This window comes from Micromonospora sp. CP22, assembly GCF_009712475.1.
GTDB lineage: Bacteria > Actinomycetota > Actinomycetes > Mycobacteriales > Micromonosporaceae > Micromonospora.
The window spans coordinates 34,493-52,363 of the sequence record NZ_VCJO01000010.1 but is presented as its reverse complement, the minus strand read 5'-3'; the positions used below and the strand labels follow the sequence as shown (position 1 = coordinate 52,363).

Annotated in this window: 8 protein-coding genes; 6 read left to right on the top strand and 2 right to left on the bottom strand. The window is 68.9% G+C overall.

Going from position 1 to position 17,871, the window contains the following annotated elements:
* Positions 1–11: 11 nt before the first annotated feature.
* Positions 12–2,543, bottom strand: coding sequence for a DUF262 domain-containing protein (locus tag FF096_RS17500; protein ID WP_155219633.1), 2,532 nt, complete (start codon positions 2,541–2,543; stop codon positions 12–14).
* Positions 2,544–2,804: 261 nt separating this feature from the next.
* Between FF096_RS17500 and FF096_RS17495 the strand changes: the two genes are divergently transcribed.
* Together FF096_RS17495 and FF096_RS17490 are read left to right on the top strand one after the other, a co-directional pair.
* A complete protein-coding gene (locus tag FF096_RS17495; protein WP_155219630.1) occupies positions 2,805–9,233 on the top strand; it encodes a DEAD/DEAH box helicase in 6,429 nt (2,142 codons plus the stop codon).
* Entirely contained in the window at positions 9,230–11,398 is a 2,169-nt protein-coding gene (locus FF096_RS17490) for a UvrD-helicase domain-containing protein (RefSeq protein WP_155219627.1), read from the top strand. Before FF096_RS17495 ends, FF096_RS17490 begins: the two co-directional genes overlap by 4 nt.
* 31 nt (positions 11,399–11,429) lie before the next feature.
* On the opposite strand, the gene FF096_RS17485 is transcribed toward FF096_RS17490, so the two are convergent.
* Positions 11,430–11,996 carry a hypothetical protein gene (locus FF096_RS17485; RefSeq protein WP_155219624.1) on the bottom strand — a complete coding sequence of 189 codons (567 nt, stop codon included), beginning with the start codon at positions 11,994–11,996 and terminating at the stop codon, positions 11,430–11,432.
* Between the two features lie 226 nt (positions 11,997–12,222).
* Between FF096_RS17485 and FF096_RS17480 the strand changes: the two genes are divergently transcribed.
* The 4 genes from FF096_RS17480 (at position 12,223) to FF096_RS17465 (ending at position 17,817) form a co-directional block, all read left to right on the top strand.
* Positions 12,223–13,509 (top strand): serpin family protein, encoded by a 1,287-nt coding sequence (locus tag FF096_RS17480; protein ID WP_155219621.1) that lies wholly within the window; start codon positions 12,223–12,225, stop codon positions 13,507–13,509.
* 202 nt (positions 13,510–13,711) lie between these two features.
* A complete protein-coding gene (locus FF096_RS17475; RefSeq protein WP_309223489.1) occupies positions 13,712–15,325 on the top strand; it encodes a flavin monoamine oxidase family protein in 1,614 nt (537 codons plus the stop codon).
* 196 nt (positions 15,326–15,521) lie between these two features.
* Positions 15,522–17,324: a RyR domain-containing protein gene (locus FF096_RS17470; RefSeq protein WP_155219615.1), complete on the top strand. Its 1,803-nt coding sequence runs from the start codon at positions 15,522–15,524 to the stop codon at positions 17,322–17,324.
* Positions 17,314–17,817 (top strand): hypothetical protein, encoded by a 504-nt coding sequence (locus FF096_RS17465; RefSeq protein ID WP_155219612.1) that lies wholly within the window; start codon positions 17,314–17,316, stop codon positions 17,815–17,817. The genes FF096_RS17470 and FF096_RS17465 overlap by 11 nt, the downstream gene beginning before the upstream one ends.
* The last annotated feature ends 54 nt before the right edge of the window (positions 17,818–17,871 follow it).

Sequence of the window (17,871 nt, the reverse complement as noted above, 5' to 3'; positions counted from 1 at the left end):
CTCGGCTACGTTCATTGCAGAGCCGCGAGCGTCTCGTCTGGTCGGTCGGACAGATGCGCTTGCTCGTAGAACCACTGCAGATGTTCCACGAGTGCCGTCGTGGTGGTGCTGTCGGCGAGGATCGAAATTGGAAAGCCAGGGCGTAGAGCGAGCTTCGCTGCAGCGATGTTCACGTCGGGGAGCTGGTTGAGCCGTTGCCGGAACTGCTCCCGCAGTGCGACATCCCCGAAGGGAGTGCGGTTGGCCAAGTGCTGGAATACCACCTCGACCTTCCCGCTCGGGTAGAGCGTCATCGGCCAGATATCGCCGTCCCGGTGGCCGCGCTCACGGGCCATGAGGAAGCAGGACGTCTCTGCCGCACCGCCGTAAAGCAGCGTGCCGCCCAACTCGATCCAGTGTTCAAGCAGCGTCAGCGTGGCCTCGACGACTGCCTTGTCCTGCAATAGGCCCAGTTGCTCAACGAAGCGGTCGGCAAGTGACTGCCCTTCACCGGGCCGTGGCCGGGGCATCCGCCGCGGCAGTTCATCGGGTGCCAACCCGACCAGCTGCGCCAGCTCGTCAAGGTCGATGCGCTGGGTCTGGTCGGCGCGACCGTGCTGGTCGAACATGACCCCTTCAGCTTGCAGTACCGCGACCGGGTCGTCCGTGCGTCCGTCTGGCCACCGGAAACCAGCGGCCATTGTTCCTTCGACCTGCAACACCCGGTGTGCGTTGGGTGCTGGCACGCTGCGCAGCCGGTTGCCGACAGGCTGCGGTGCGGTGCCGACCAGGGCGGCGAGGTCCCCATAGGTCGTCCAGGACCCGGCCGGTAGAGCGGAAAGCGCCTTGTCCATCAGATCCCAGCGCACCTCGGACTGGTCGGTCGCCTGTCCGGTGGGACCCGGCCAGACGTTGATGATCCGTTCGGCGAGAGCGTCGGCGCGTGCCTGGATCTGGGGTCGACCCCAGCGTTCGCAGGCGACTATGTCCTGGGTCAGGCGTACGCCGCTCTTGGCGAGTTCGACCCGCTTGACCGCGAACGGGCTGTTGCCCAGTTCCACGTTGTATCCGGTCAGAGTGAGATTGCCCAAGGTGTGCTTGAGTGCCTCGTGTACCTCGTTGACGTTCTCATGCGGTTCGAGGTCTGCGGCGAGCATCCGCTGCCACTCCGGCCCGATCTTCTGTGGCAGGACGTGTTCGATGGTCAGCTTCTCGGGCAGGACCGGTTCCTTGCTGCCGTACGACTGCTCCAACCAGCGCAGCACCAGCGTGCGCTGCGACGCGCGGCCGTTGGTGTAGAAGGGTAGCGATCGCACCGCGTGACGTACGTCGGCGTCAGTCGCGTAGTACTTGCGACCGGCCGACAGGTAGGCGTGCACCGCCTGGTCAACCGGCTGGCTCTTGTCCATCTCCGTGACGATGGAGAGCAGGTTGCGATTGATGTTCGCGGTGGCCCGGCCGATCAGTAGTCGCCGGACGAGGAAGCTTTCCACGTACCGCATCGCCGACGCGACCTCTGCACTGGTCGCGGTGCCCAGGCTGCGACGGTCCAGCAGGTGCAGCAGGATCGGGTAGACGGTAGTGGTACCCCAGGCGTGTAGCCGTTGCAGTCGGAGTCTTACGTCCGGGTCCTGCTCCTTCTCCGGGCGCAGGATGAGTTCCAGCAGTGCGCCGAGGCGGGCGAACCTGCGTACCTCCGCCTCGATCTCGTCCTCCGTGCTGAGCCGGTCGAGCCGGGCCTGCTGTCGCGCGTACGTGTCGCCCTGAGTGATCCGTGGATCCGTGTGCACGAGATCCAGCCAGAACAGCACTTCCAACTCGGGTGAGCTGAGTCGCCGCTGCAACGGCAGCCAGTGCGCGTCGTAGACGGTCTTGCTGCGATTGGGTAGGCGCATGAACAGGTAATTGCGCAGCAGATCGGCCTGGGTGAGCTTGAGACCGGTGTTGTTCAGCGATTCGAAGATCCGGTAGACGTTGTCGTCGGCGTGCGCGACGACCGAAACCAGGGCCAGCCCGAAGATCACCGCGTCCTCCAGACGCTGCACCTGCGCCTGGTCGGCTGGCTTGAGCCGGTCGCGGAAGTATTGGTATGCGGCTCCGACGGCACCCCCACCGATCTGCGCTGAAGAGTCCACGCAGGCGAGATAGGCGTCAAGGTCGGCCTGGGTGGGGACAAGCTTCAACCGGCGGTGCGGAGTGTATTTGTTGATCAGGTATTGGTCGTTGAGCCGGTCGCGATGCTCGTCGCCCTCGGTGGCCACCCGATGATCACGGATCGCGCATAGCAGGATGGACAGGGTCGTTAACCGCTGCTGGCCGTCGACCACGAGGAAGTCGCCGATGCCGGCCGGGCCGTTGTTCGGGCTGGGCGCCAGCACCAGTGAGCCGATGAAGTGTGTCGTCTTGGGGTTCTCGGCTCGATCGTCGGCGAGCCGGGCAATGTCGTCCCAGAGACGTTCCAGCTGATGGTCCTGCCAGGAATACGTGCGCTGGTAGAGAGGCACCTGGTATTGCTTCGCGCCTTCGAGCAGGCCCTGAAGGGTGGTCTCGGCCGCTGCGACCATCGGAAGCTGTCACCTCATCGTTTCGGTACGTGATCAAGACAAGTTACAAAGGGTAATGCAGCACTCAACGCGGCGCGAAGAGGCGGCTGACCATGCCTGTGTGCCGGATCGGCCGAGGTCGTGCTCCTTCTGGTTCGGTTTGCACGGTGATCCGCGTGGCTTGCACCGGAGGTGTCGTGAATCTGACTCGTGCCGTGATCGTGCTTGTCGACCAGTTCGGCGCAGGTGAGGGGTGAGTAGCATGCGCCGGGTGATTCGCTCATGAGGCCGACGATTGCCGCCGACACCCTGCGCCGGACCCTCACCCAGTACCTGACAACCACCTTCGGCCTGACCGAAGAGGGCGTACGTCAGGGCTTGGAGGGCTTCCTCTCCCACCCGGAGCAGGGCATCTTCCGTGGCCCGTACCTGCGGATCCGCACCCCTTTCCGGCCGGCCGAGGGTGACTGGCGGGCGTGCCTGGACTGGGCCCCCACCGACTTCACGCCCTACCTGCACCAGGCGAAGGCGTTCGCCCGGCTGTCGACCAAAGGGAAGGCGGCCGAGCCGACGCTGATCACCACCGGCACCGGCTCGGGCAAGACCGAGTCGTTTCTGATCCCGGTGCTCGACCACTGCCGACGTCGACGGCAGCAGGGGATACCCGGTGTCAAGGCGATCCTGCTGTACCCGATGAACGCCCTCGCCACCGACCAGACCCAGCGCATCAACGAGCTGCTGTCCGATCCGGCGCTGGCCGGGGTGACCGCCGGCCTGTACATCGGCGACGTCGCCGCGATCGAGTACCCGCACGTGTTCACCAAGCGGTCGGAGATGCGCCGCACTCCGCCGGACATCCTGATCACCAACTACAAGATGCTGGACCTGCTGCTCCAGCGCGCCGACGACCTGCCGCTGTGGGAGAACGCCGAGCCGGCGTACGTGGTGTTGGACGAGTTTCACACCTACGACGGCGCGCAGGGCACCGACGTGGCGATGCTGCTGCGGCGCCTCGCCGCCGCCCTCGGCCTGGCCCAGCCGGACCGCCCGCTCGGGCCGATCTGCCCGGTCGCCACCTCTGCCACCCTGGGCGAGGGCGGCGGCCGGGACGGCCGCACCGCGATCCGCGAGGTCGCCGAACAGGTCTTCGGCGTCGCCTTCGACACCACGTCGCTGGTGGGCGAGGACCGTTACGAGCCGGGCGAGTTCATCACCAACCAGGACTTCAACCTGCCGCTGCCCAGCCCCGAGCAGCTCGCCGCCGTCGACGACCGCGACCCGGAGCGGATGATGGCCGAGGTCGCCGAGATGGTGCTCGGTGAACCCTGCCTCGACAAACCCACCCGCCTCGGTGCGCTGCTGCGCCAGCACCCGTTGACCAAGGCGGTGCTCGACTCGCTCCAGGACCGGCCGGGCACCCTGCACGAGATCATCGATGTGCTGCCACGCAAGAACGCCACCGGCTGGGGCAGCGCCATGAAGAGCCGACCCGAGGTCACCGTGAAGGCTCTCGCCCGGTTCGTCGGGCTGCTGTCCATGGCGCAGAACCCGGACGTGCCGGGCCGCCCTCTGCTCAACATTGAGACGCATCTGTGGGTACGCGCCGTCTCACGGCTGCTGCGCGGCACCTCCCACCAGCCTGGCTTCGGCTGGTACGGGGAAGCACCCCGGGAGTTGGACCCGTACGCACCCGACGCAGACGCGGTGGTCGCCGACAACCGCTACCCCCGGCTGCCCGCCGTCTACTGTCGGCACTGCGGCCGGTCCGGCTGGATGGCCCTGTCTCCGGAACGCGACCCGCAGGAGATGGAGACCGACCCCGACAAGATCTACCGGGCTAGCGTGGGCCGGGACAAGCGCCGGGTCCGCGCGCTGATCGCCGCCACCGCCGACGAGATCGAGCAGCGGCCCAGCGGTCTGCTCGTCCTGGAGTTCGGCCGCCGGGTGCGCCCCTTCGACCCGCAGCGCGACCGGGAACAGAGCGACGACGCGATCGTCGTACTCGGCGACCTGTCCACGATCGACGCGGCCGAGAAGGACCGCTGCCCGTCCTGCCAGATGGATCACGGCATTCGGTTCCTCGGCGCCGGCCTGGCCACCCTCGCCTCAGTGGCGATCACCCAGCTCTTCACCGGCGGCGAGCTGGACGAGCGCGAGAAGAAGACGCTGCTGTTCAACGACTCGGTCCAGGACGCCGCACACCGTGCCGGTTTCGTGGCCAACCGGTCGTACGCCTTCTCCCTGCGCTCGCTGCTCGCCAGCCGACTGCGACCCGGGCAACCGGTCGGACTCGACGACCTCTTCGCCGAGATGATCGAGGAGGCGGTGAAGCCGGAGATCCTCTCCACCGTCGTCCCACCCGACCTGCACGACCAGCCCGGCGTCGACAGTCTGCTCGCCGGTGAGCACACCGGCAGCCGGGAAACCTGGTCGTTGATCAGTGAGCGACTCGTCTTCGCCACGGTTATGGAGACCGGTCTGCGCGCTCGGCAGGGCCGCACCCTGGAGTTGACCCGCAGCGTCGCGGTGGAGGTCGCGCTCGACGACCCCGCAACCGCTGTCGCCATCTGTCGGGACGTACACCTCACCGGTCCCGGGCAACTCGGTGCCGCACTGCCGGATGACGGGCGCTACCTCGCCTTCCTCCGTGGCATGCTGGAACGGCTGCGGACCCGAGGCGCGGTCTACCACGAGTGGCTTGTGCCGTACCTGCGTCGGGGTGGTGCCCGATGGCAGATCTGGGGTGGCCGTCCGGCCGGTATGCCCGCCTTCCCGAGGGGGGTGTCGGCACCGGCGTTCCTGCTGGCCTCCTCGAAGTCCCGCTCCGAGTTCGACGCCATCACCGCCCGGGGCAACTGGTACCAGGACTGGACGGCACGGTGCCTCGGCCTGGACCTCGGCGACACCGCCACCTACCTCACCCGCCTACTCCCGGCCCTCGCCGCCGCCGGCATCGTCGCTGCCGGTGACACCGAGGACGGCAACACGGTGTACGGGCTGATGCCCGGTCACCTGCGCGTCACCCGGCTCGACGACGCGCAGGCCGTACGCGCCGGAGTCGGCTGCGACACCTGTCACTGGCAGCAGACCGAGCATCCCGACCGGGTCGCCGACTGGGTCGGACAGCCGTGCCGGCAGTACCGCTGCCGTGGGCGGCTCCAAGCCGCCCACGACGACACCGCGCCGGACGACTACTACCGACGGCTGTACCTGGAAAGTTCCGTGTTCCGGGTGGTCACCGGCGAACACACCGGCATGCTCACCCGCGCCCAGCGGGAAACCGTGGAGAAGCAGTTCCGCGACGGCGCGCGGTACACCGACCCGAACGTGCTCTCCTGCACGCCCACCCTGGAGATGGGTATCGACATCGGGGCGCTCTCGGCCGTCGTGCTGGCGTCCCTGCCCAACGGTCCGGCCAACTACGTGCAGCGGGCCGGTCGTGCCGGCCGCAAGAGCGGCAACGCACTCGTACTCACCCTGGTCGGTCGCAGCGAGCGGGACCGCTACTACCTGACCGAGCCGAGAGACATGATCGCCGGGCAGATCGTGCCACCCGGCTGCTTCCTCTCCGCGGTGGAGATCCTGCGCCGGCAGTATCTCGCCCACCTGATCGACCTGGCCGCTCGCGGTCGCCTGCCCGGGGTGTTGCCGATGCCCCGGCGGGCGCACCTGCTGTTCGGCCCGAGCGGTTGGCTCACCCACCTCGCGGAAGCCGGACGCGGCGATGGTCTGCGGCTGGTCGAGGACTTCCTGGCGCTCTTCGGCGACAAGGTCCTGCCAGCCGCTGCCGACCAACTGCGCGAGTTCGCGATCGACGGGGTCGTCCACCGGGTGAAGGAGGCCGACGATGCCTGGGAGGAGCGGCTGGCCGACCTGCGACGGCGGCTCCAGGAGATCGCCAACGCCCGGGGCACACTCGTGCAGAGCGACCCCGACCATGCCCGCGAGATCAGGATGCTCAAGGCGGAGGAAGGTGCGGTCCGCCGCCGCCTGCGAGAGGTGAGTGCGGCTGCCGCGCACAGCACCCTCGTCGAGTTCGGGCTGCTTCCCAACTACGCCCTCATCGACAGCCGTACCGATCTCGAAGCCACCCTCACCTGGGAGGAACAGACCGACGGTGACCGGCGGTTCCACAGCGAACTGCGGGAGTACGCGCGGCCGGCCCGCCCGGCACTCGTCGAGATCGCCCCGGGTAACAGCTACTACGTCCGTGGCTACCGGCACGAGATCTCGGGACTCGACGTCGGACCGCCCGACCGGCCCACCTACGAGCAGTGGCGGGTCTGCGCCCAGTGCGGCTATGTGCGTACCCACCTGGCCAAGGAGGACAGCAGCGCCTGCCCGCGCTGCGCCGACCGGGGCATCGCCGACCACGGACGACTCTTCCACGTGCTCCAGCCGACCCGCGTCTACAGCCGCGACAAGCGAGATGACGCCCGGATCCGCGACGACAGCGACGACCGCGACCGTCGCTTCTACGCCACCACGGTCGCGGTCGACATCGACCCGGCGAAGGTCGACTCGTCCTGGCGGCACGCGCACGACACCTTCGGCGTCGACTACAGCCGACATGCCATGATCCGTCACTTCAACCTGGGGGCACAGCGCTACGACCGGCCGGCCGAGTTGTTCGCCGGAGACGAGGTACGGATCAACCGGTTCCACACCTGCACCTCGTGTGGTGGCACCACCGTGGACGGTCTTCCGACCACGAGCCAGCACGTGGCCGCTCAGGCTTCCGGCGCGACCGTCGTGCCGGGCGGGGAACACCACCGACCCTGGTGTCCGTACCGGCGGGCGGCGGCGACGCCCGACCTCCACGTCGACCTGATCCTCGCTCACCAGTTGGAAACGGAGGCGCTGCGGATCCTCATCCCCGCGGCGACGGCGATGGTGCAGGAGCGGCTGCTGTCCTTCGCCGCCGCCATCCGCCTCGGCATCGCCGCCCAGTACGGCGGCGACCCGGCACACCTGCAGGCTGTGCCGGCCACGATGCCGGATGGGCAGAGCGACGGTACCCGCAACTTCGTGGTCGTCTACGACACCCAGCCGCAGGGCACCGGATACCTTCACCGGCTCGCGAAGCCGGAGGAGTTCCGTGCCGTGCTGGAGCTGGCCCGGCAGCGGATCGCCGACTGCGAGTGCCGGCAGGAGGCTAAGCCGGTGTGCCACCGGTGCCTGCTGCGCTACGCCCGCAACGAGCACTTCGCGCTGATGAGCCGTGACGAGGCGCTCGGCATGCTCGACAAGCTCCTCGACAACTGGGACGTCGAGGAGGGCACCCGCACCGACGAGATCTCGCTCATCCACCAGGTGGAGAGCGAACTGGAGTTGCAGTTCCTGACCAAGTTGCTCGCCTACGGTGCGACCCCCGGCTCCGGGCTGCGCATCGATCGACGTCGTGATCACGATGGTGCCCGCATCGCCGACCTGAGGTTCGTCGGCAACGGTGGGCACAGCGTGACCCACTGGCAGATGAAGTTGCAGAACACGGTCAAGGGCACCCGCCCGGACGTTCACTTCCAACGCCTCGACGCACCCTCGCCAGAGGTGGTGGTCTACCTCGACGGCTTCAAGTACCACGCGACACCGCAGTACAACCGTCTCGCCGACGACGCACAGAAACGTGCTCGGCTACGGGCCCATGGCTACCTGGTCTTCGCCGCCACCTGGGACGACGTCAAGACCTGGGGAAACCTGGACGGCCCGGGGCAGTGGACACCGTACGGCGGAGTCTGCAAGCAGGTCGCCCGGGAACGGTACCGGCAGTTCCTGCCCGGCGCGGATCCGGACGAACTCGAAACGAACGTCTGGGTCAACCCGATCGCGCAGCTGATGCGGTTCCTCGCCGACCCCGACCTCACCCGGTGGCAGCGCAGGGCCGAGGCGGTGTTGGCGGGCCTGCTCAAGCAGGCCAGGGACAACAGCCCCACCGATTCCGCCGGTGTCGGCGACCGGCTGCTCGCCTCGCTGCGCGGCGCACCGCTGCCGGCGCCTTCCGCGCAACGACACATCATCGTGGCCCGCGCCCACGACAACGCCGGATGCGCGGTGACCGTGATCGTTGACGGCCGACGTAAACCACTGCCGACCTGGTCGGCGCTGACCGTCGTCGACGACCTGCCGGCCGCGGTCGCTGAGGCCGGACACAAGGAACGGTGGGCTGCCTGGCTCGCTTGGGGAAACGTCATCCAGTTCCTCGGCCACGGCGGGGGAGACGGTGGCCAGCTCGCGACCTCTGACCTGGACGCGTTCGACCCGGCGTCGCTGGCGGTCACCGAAGGAACCGGTCTGCTGCTCACTCAGCGCGCCTTGCCACTGGACGAGGAGACCGCCACGTGGCTCGGCGCCACTCCGCAGCCGGCGGCGACCGGAGCGGCACCGGTCGACGACACGTCACCGTGGCGGGACGTCCTGCGTTACGTGGACCCGGACGAGGGCACCTTGGAGGCACTCGTACAGCAGCTCGCTCGGCAGAACCTGCCGACCCCGGTGGTGGGCTATGAGCTGGGCGACCAGGGCTGGCAGGCCGAACTGGCCTGGCCCGAGCAGCGAGTCGCGATCGTGCTGACCGGGCCGTCCGGTGATCCGGAGATCGAGGACCGGGACCGGGCGTACGCCGAGGCGGGCTGGCACGTGCGGACCGCCCGCGAATGGTCGGTCGAGGAGTTGGCCGCACAGCTTGCCGTGGATGGGGGAGAGAACCGATGAGCGCCGGGGCGACGTTGCGGATGCTGGACCGGGCCGACAAGGAGGTCATGAAGCTCACCCGCGCGGACATCGGTGCGGTCTACGAGTTCATGCACAAGTTCCGGCACAACCCGGACAACCCCGGGCTCAAACTGAAGGCGCTCAGTGGCGACTCCCGGCTGATGTCCGCCCGGGTCAACCGGGACTACCGGGCGCTGCTGCTGCACATCGCCGCCCGCGACTACCTGCTCGTCGCCGTCAAGCATCGCCGCGAGGTGTACGACGACCTGTCGCGCTTCGCGTACCGGATCAACCGGGTCACCGGTGGTATCGAGGTCGTCGACCTGGCACCGGTCGGCGACAGCATCGTCGGTCGGGTGGTGCCACCGGAGCCCGAGCCGGAGCCCGCGCGCAAACCACTCTTCGACGCGTACACCGACGCCCAGTTGCTGGAGCTGGGTGTCTCCGAGCCGCTCCTGCCGCAGATCCGTGACCTCGTCAGCGAGACCGACCTGCTGGAGCTGCTCGACCGGGCCCCGCAGCTCACCACCGACGTGCTTTTCGCACTCTTCGACGGCACCCCGTACGAGGTGGTGCGTGAGCAGGTCACCGATCCGGTCCGCGCCGACGAGCCGATCGACCCGGAGGACTTCGAGTCGGCGGTCAGGCGCCCGGCCACCCAGGTCACCTCGGACGACGAGGCGCTACAGGCGATTATCGGCGAGGCGTTCGAACGGTGGCAGATCTTCCTGCACCCGACTCAACGCAAACTGGTGGAGAAGAGGTACAACGGCCCGGCCCGGGTTGGCGGTGGTCCCGGCACCGGCAAGACCATCGTCGCGCTGCACCGGGTCGCTCACCTTGCCCGGCAGCTTCCACCGGGCACCGACAAGCCCATCCTGCTGACCACCTTCAACCGCAACCTCGCAGCTGACCTGCGGACTCGACTACTCGCCCTCGGTGGACAGGAACTCGTGGCACGGGTCGACATCGTCAATATCGACCGGCTGGCCAGCCGCGTGGTGGCCGAGGCGAAGGCTGCCGGTGGTCGCCGCGTCGTCGACGACAGCCGGGTCGCCGAGCTGTGGGCCGAGTTCCTGCTGGAGACCGGTGAATCCGGATGGGACGCGGAGTTCCTGGCGGCCGAGTGGACTCACGTCATCCTCGGCCAGGTGCTCAACTCGCGCAACGACTACTTCAAGGCGCGTCGCCCGAACCGCGGTCGGAGTCTGACCCGGGTCGAGCGGGATCAGGTCTGGCAGGTGACCGAGCGCTTCACCAGCTGGCTCGACACCCGGAGCGTCTGGACCTGGCGGCAGGTGGCACAGCGGGCGGCACGTCTGGAGATCGACCGGGCGTCGGGCGGTGGAGAGTCCTCAAGCGCCTCCTACCGCCCACGCTACCGGCACGTCGTGGTGGACGAGGCGCAGGACCTCAGCGCTGCCCATTGGAAGATGCTGCGTGCGATGGTCGCTCCCGGCCCGGACGACATGTTCCTCACCGGCGACACCCACCAACGCATCTACGACAACCATGTGACGCTGAGCAGCCTCGGCATCAACATCCGCGGTCGCTCGTCCCGACTCACCCTGAGCTACCGGACGACCCGGCAGATCCTGGCCGACGCCCTGCAGATCATGACCGGCGAGGTGTACGACGACCTGGACGGTGGCGAGGAGAACCTGGCCGGTTACCGTTCGCTGCTGAGGGGTGCCCGGCCCGTGTTCCGGGGAGCCTCGACCTGGTCTCAGGAGCGGGATCTGATCGCCGCGCAGTTGCGGGCGTGGAAGGACCCGGTCGACGGCTCGGTGGCGATCTGCGTACCGACACGGGAGCTGGCGGCGGACGTGATCAGCCGGTTGGAGGCCGAGGGGCTGCCTGCCGTGGAGATCGGCCCCGACGGCCCGAAGCAGCCCGACGGCGTCCATGTCGGCACCATGCACCGGTTCAAGGGCCTCGAATACCAGCGCATGATCATCGCCGGGGTCAGCGACGGTCTCGTACCCCGGCAGATGATCAACCGGTACCGAGACACCGACCCGAAGCGGTATCAGCGTGAACGGCAGCGAGACCGTTCCCTGTTGTTCGTCGCCGCCACCCGCCCTCGGGACGAGTTGGTGGTCTTCTGGCACGGCACGCCGAGCCCGTTCCTCACCAGTCGACTCGTCCAGCGTCAGCGACCGTGAACACCGACCCTGGGATGCGGGACGCGGTGGGTCAGCACCGTACGACGTAGCTGGAATCGTAGACCCATTTCAGGGTGGCGACCGAGAGCCATTCCCGGTGCCAGTATCGGAACGTCAGGGCGCCGATGAACCCCGATTCTCGGGAGGTGCGTTGTCCAACGTACCGTGCGGTGGTCGACGATGCCGGCGGGTTGTAGTCGCCGGAACTGGTGCAGTAGGGGGTGCCGAAGCCGCCGTTCGTCGGGATCAGGGTGGTGGAGAGCAGGGTGGTGCCGGAGCATCGGACCACATAGCTGTTTCGATACACCACTGTCGACGTGTACACCTCCTGCACCATCCAGTACCGGTAGGTGGTGCCGCTGTTGCTCCGGCTGCCGATGTGCGACCAGGTCAGGGCGATCGGGGTGAGGGGGCCGGGCGGCTGGCTGAAACCCGAGGAGTTGCAGAGGGGGTCGGCGGACGACGCCGTGACGTCTCGCGCTGAGGCGGGACTGACCAGCGCGGTGCTGGCGACCAGGCCCAGGAGCAGGCCGAGTGCGAGCAGCACCTTCGCTGGCCGTCGGGGGCGAAACCTGACCGGGGCGTGGTTGACGGGCATGGGTCACCTTCCCGTGTGCCGTGGATGGCAATGACCGGGGTGCCGGAACACTCAAAGCATAGACGCCTATCACTTGACAAAGTGGCTCCTGACGGCGATGCGACAGGAGTCGCCCCTCTGTCGGTCTGATTCACCCGCTCGGTGGTGAGGTTGTGGTCATGAATAAGGCATAGTCCACTCTCGATAGATCTGGCGCTTTTCCCGGTGGCTGACATACCGTCGAAACATGGTTTCGCGTCGATCGATCCTCCAGACTGTGCCGCTCGCGGCGGCAGCCCTGACCACCGCCCCACGTCATCCCTGGCTCGGCGGATCGTCACCATCGACGGTCCCGGCCCGCGTGCCTCCCGACCCGGCAACGATGCAGTCCGCCGCGAACGCGGTGTGCGGCTTCACCGCCGACCTGTACCGCACGCTGGCGGAGAACCGGGTCGGCGGCAACGTGGTGTGCGCGCCCTACTCGGTCCAACTGGCGCTCGCGATGGCCAGGGCGGGTGCCGGGTCGACCACGGCCGACGAGATGGATGCCGTGCTGCACGCGCCGCATCCGCGCCCAGGTGCGCTGGACAGCGGCCTGAACACCGTCGACCAGTCGCTCGCCGAGCGGTTCCAGGATGGCGACGGCACGCGGCAGCCCCGGATGATCACGGCCAACGCCGTGTGGACCCGCCTCGATCTGGGGCTGCGATCCGCCTACCAGGACACGCTGGCCGGCTACTACGGTGCCCTGCCGCACCCGGTCGACTTCCGTGGCGCGCCGGAGGCCGCCCGTCAGGAGATCAACACCTGGGTGTCCGAGCGGACCAACGACAAGATCCCAGAGCTGCTGATCCCGGGCGCGGTGAACGTCGAGACCAGCCTGGTGCTGACCAACACGACCTACCTCAAGGCGGCCTGGTACTACCCGTTCGCCCTGACGGCCACGGTGGACGAACCGTTCACCCGGGACGACGGCACCGTCGTCCAGGTGCCGATGATGCGCGGCCCGTTCGACCGGATGGGGTACGTCCTGGGCGACGGATGGCGCGCGGTCAACGTGCCGCTCGCCGGTGACGGGCTGGCCATGGCCATCGTCATGCCGTACCAGGATGACCTCGCCACCGTCGAGGCCAACATCGACGGGGCGTGGCTGAGCGCGTTGTTCGCCGGCTTCCAGTACACCGACATCCAACTGCGGATGCCCCGGTGGACGTTCCGCCTGCCGGCCCAACTGGGCCCCGCGCTCAGCGGCCTCGGCATGCCCACGGCCTTCACGGAACACGCCGACTTCACCGGGATGAGCACCACCGACCCGGCGCTGTGCATCGACGACGTGGTGCACGAGACGTACATCGGGGTGGACGAGAAGGGTGTCGAGGCGGCAGCCGCGTCGGCGGTCATCGTCCGGCCGCCGTCGATCCCGCAGGGGCCGCAGTTCTTCGTGAACCGGCCGTTCCTGTACATCATCAACGACCGGGTCACCGGTGTGCCGCTGTTCCTCGGTCGGGTCCACGACCCGCTGGTCACCGCCTGACCGACCGGCCCGTGTCCCCTCCCCACCTGACCGGCGGGGAGGGGACACGGGCCGGTCTGAGCGTCCGTGAGATCGCCGCGCCGAGACGACCTGGCGGCGGAATCGAGCGCACCGGGCCGTTGCTCGACGTGTAACAACAGTGATGCATTGATGAAACCCACCGTTGAGATCGTCGGATATCGATCTTGTGCGGGAGGTGGCGGTGACGATACCGACGACACGGCGACAGTTCCTCCAGGCCGTCGGGGTGTCCGGCGGGGCCGGGGTGCTCTACGGGACGATGGGTGCCCTCGGGCTGGCACCCGCCGCGCAGGCGGCACCACCGTTTCAGGCACCGAACCGGTCCGACTTCACGCTGACCGGCCGCTCGGCGAAGTCCGTGCTGGTGCTCGGGGCCGGCATCGCCGGCCTGGCCACCGCGTACGAGCTGGGCAAGGCGGGCTACCGGGTGCGGCTGCTGGAGGCGCGCGACCGGCCCGGCGGGCGCAACTGGACGGTGCGCGGCGGCACCACCGAGACCGATCTGGACGGGCGTACCCAACGGGCCCGCTTCGCCGACGGCCAGTACCTCAACGCCGGTCCGGCCCGCATCGCCCAGCACATGGTGACCCTCGACTACTGCCGGGAACTCGGCGTGCCGATCGAGATCTTCGGCAACCAGAACGCCGACGCCTACTACGTCAACGAGAACGCCGGAGCGTTGTCCGGTCGACCGATCCGGCACCGCGAGGCGAAGGCGGACGTCTACGGGTACGTCTCCGAACTGCTCGCCAAGGCCACCGACCAGGGTGCCCTCGACACGTACCTCACGAGTGAGGACAAGGAACGGCTGCTGGAGTTCCTGCGCGGTTTCGGCGCGATCGGCGGCCGGGTGGCCGGCGACCCGGCGGCCAGCTGGCGGTACGCGGGCACCAACCGGCGCGGCTACCTGGTGGAGCCGGGCGCCGGCTTCGAGGCGGGCACTCCGAAACTCGCCCCGTATTCGCTGACGGACGTCCTGGCCAGCGGCATCGGACGGTACATCTCCTTCGAGTTCGGCTACGACCAGGCGATGTTGATGTTCCAGCCGGTCGGCGGGATGGACCGCATCGCGTACGCCCTCGAAAAGGCCGTGGGCCGTCGCCTCATCACCTACGGCGCCGCGGTGCGCTCGATCTCCAACACCGGCTCCGGGGTCACCGTGGTCTACGACGGACCGGGCGGGCGGCCGCACACCGCCACCGCCGACTTCTGCGTCTGCACCATCCCACCGCAGGTGCTGGCCAAGATCCCGTCGAATCTCAGCCAGCCGGTCCGGGACGCGTTGGCCTACCCGGTCCCGAACGCCACCGGCAAGATCGGATTGCAGTACCGGCGACGGTGGTGGGAGCAGGACGAGAACATCTACTCCGGCATCACCAACACCAACCTGGACCTCGCCACCATCTGGTACCCCTCCTACGGGTACCACGGCGCGAAGGGCGTGGTGGTCGGCTACTACAACTTCGGGGCCAACGCACAGGCGTACGCGGCGCTGACGCACGCCGAGCGGGAGGCCCGCGCCGTCGCGCAGGGCGTGAAGATCCATGGCGAGGCGTATCGGACGGAGTTGGAGACCTCGTTCTCGGTGGCCTGGGAACGCACCCGCTACTCGGAGGGCGGCTGGGTGTCCTGGCCGTCGCGTACCAACGGGCACTACGGCCGGCTGCTGGAGCCGGACGGTCGGGTCTACTTCGCCGGTGACCACCTCAGCCACTACATCGCCTGGCAGGCCGGGGCGTTCGAGTCCGCCCGCAAGGTCGTCACCGACCTGCACGCCCGGGTCATGTCGAGCTGAACCCCGACAGCTCGACCTCGAAGAAAGGGCGTCACCTGCGAAAACCACCCGGCCGCCCGGCACGTCGCCGACCCTGGTGATCGACTTCGTCCAATAACATGGCCCGCATGGTCGTAATCCGGTGGTTGGGGCGGCGACCTGGTCGTCAACGGCCCGGGGCGCGGCCGCACCACCGGCGGGTCGCGGCAGCCCCGCGATGACCCAACCGACCCTCGGCACGACCCGGCCCGCCGCGTGGTGGCTGCGGCTGGTCTTCGGCGTGATCGGACTGGTCGCCTCGGTGCTCGGCTATGTCGGCCTGGAACGGCTGTCGCAGGTACGCCCCGACACCATCGGCGACCGGTACGACATCCTCTACTACGACCTGCAACTGTTCTTCCTCAGCGCCGAACTCTTCGAGGAGCCGGGCCCCTATCCGTGGCAGTTGCAGGTGGCCCGGTTCGTCGCCCCGCTGTTCACCCTGCTGGCGGTGGCCGAGGCCGGTCGACTGCTGCTGGCGGCGGAGATCCGGCGTCGCCGGGCCCGACGGGCCAGTGACCACGCCGTCGTCTGTGGCGACTCCCAGTTCGCGCACATGCTGGCCGACCGGCTGTACGCCGACGGCGACCGGGTGGTCGTCGTACGCTCCGAGCCGTTCGGGCCGCTGGAGTACCGACGACGCCGCTACCTCGGCGTCGTCGGCGACCCGACCAACGAGGAGGTGCTGCGTGGCGCGGGCCTGCCCCGCGCGCACACCGTCTACGCCTGCACCGACGACGACGACCGCAATCACGCGATCGCCAACACCGCCAACCACCTGATCCAGGACCGGCGACACCCGCCCCGGGTCTACGTGCAGGTCCACGACCCGGAGATGTGTCTGTCGTTGCAGGCCCGGCGGCTCGGTGCGGCCGGGTCCAGCCGGCTGCGGCTGGACTACTTCCACGTCGACGACATCGCCGCCCGGGCGCTGCACCGGCACCATCCGCTGCCGTCGGCCCCCGACCGCCCCACCGCGGTCCTCATCGCCGGTGACGGCAGCTTCCGCCGGTCTCTGCTGGTGGAGACCGCCCGACACTGGCGGGCCCGCCAGGTCGACCAGGGTGGACCCGACCGTCGACTGCGGGTGGACCTGGTGGCACCCGACGCCCGGGCCGAACTCGCCCTGGCCACCTCCCGCTACCCGTTCCTCGACCAGGTCTGCCGGTTGGCCGCGTACGACCTGACCATCGACGGCATGGTCGGCCTCGACCAGTTCGTCGCCGCGAGCTACGACCGCATCTACATCTGCGCCACCGACGAGATCAGCGGGCTGCGGTTCGCGTTGGACACTCCCGCGCTCTGGCGTGGCGCGCGGAGCACCGTCTTCGTGCCGGTCTACCGGCAGGCGGCGCTCGCCGCCGCCTTCCACGGTGACGCCCGCCATGACCTGCTCGACGAGGTGCACGGCAAACTGCGGCTGTATCCGGTGCTGACGCAGGCGTGCGACGCCCGGCTGATCGCCGAGGACCTCACCGAACGGCTCGCCCAGCAGATCCACATCCGATACCTGTACGCCCAGCAGCGAGCCGGGGTACGCCTCGGTGACGCGCCCGCCATGGTGCCCTGGTCCCGGTTGCCGGAGTCGCTGCGCCGCGCCAACCGCAGCCACGTCCAGGACATCGCCGCCAAGCTGCTGAACCTCGGCTGCGTGGTGGCGCCCCGACACGGCGGTGCCGGTGACGCCTCGGCCGCCGGCCGGGCCATCGACGACCGGATCGAGCAGCTCGCCCGGCTCGAACACGAACGGTGGTGCCGGGAGCGGCGTTCCGAGGGCTGGACGTACGGCGAGCCGCGCGACGACGCCCGCCGCCGGCACCCCCTGCTGCGGCCGTGGGACGAGTTGCCCCCGGCCGTGCAGGAACAGAACCGGGAGGAGATCCGGACGTTGCCCGACGTGCTGTCCGACAGCGGGTTCGAGCTGATCCGGCTGAGTCCCACGGTTCCCGCTCAGCGGGAAGGAGCAGCCGATGCCGCCTGATCGGGCACCGGTACGCGTCGGCGTCACCGGCCACATCAACCTGACCCCGGCCACCGAGCGGTTGGTCGCCGAGGCGATCCGTGCCGAACTGCGCCGGATCGGCGACCGGCCGGTGCACGGGGTCACCTGCCTGGCCGCCGGCACCGACCAGATCTTCGCCCAGGTGGTCCTGGACTGCGCCGGCACGTACGAGGTGATCCTGCCCGCCCCCGACTACCGGGACACCATCACCCCGTCGCGCCGGGCCGCCTTCGACGAGCTGCTCGCCCGGGCGACCGAGGTGATCCACACCGGCCACCGGACGTCCGGCACCGCCGCCTACGTGGCCGCCAACCGGCAGTTGCTGCTGCGGGTGCAACGGTTGCTGGCGGTCTGGGACGGCGAACCGGGCAGCCACGACGCGTCGACCGACCGGACGGTCGGCTGGGCCCGGGAGCGGGACATCCCCACCACCGTCATCTGGCCCGCCGACGCACGACGAGACCGGTCGTGACCCGGACCGCCGGTGGTTCACCCGGGCCCGCGCCGTGCAGGCCGAGCTGGAGCA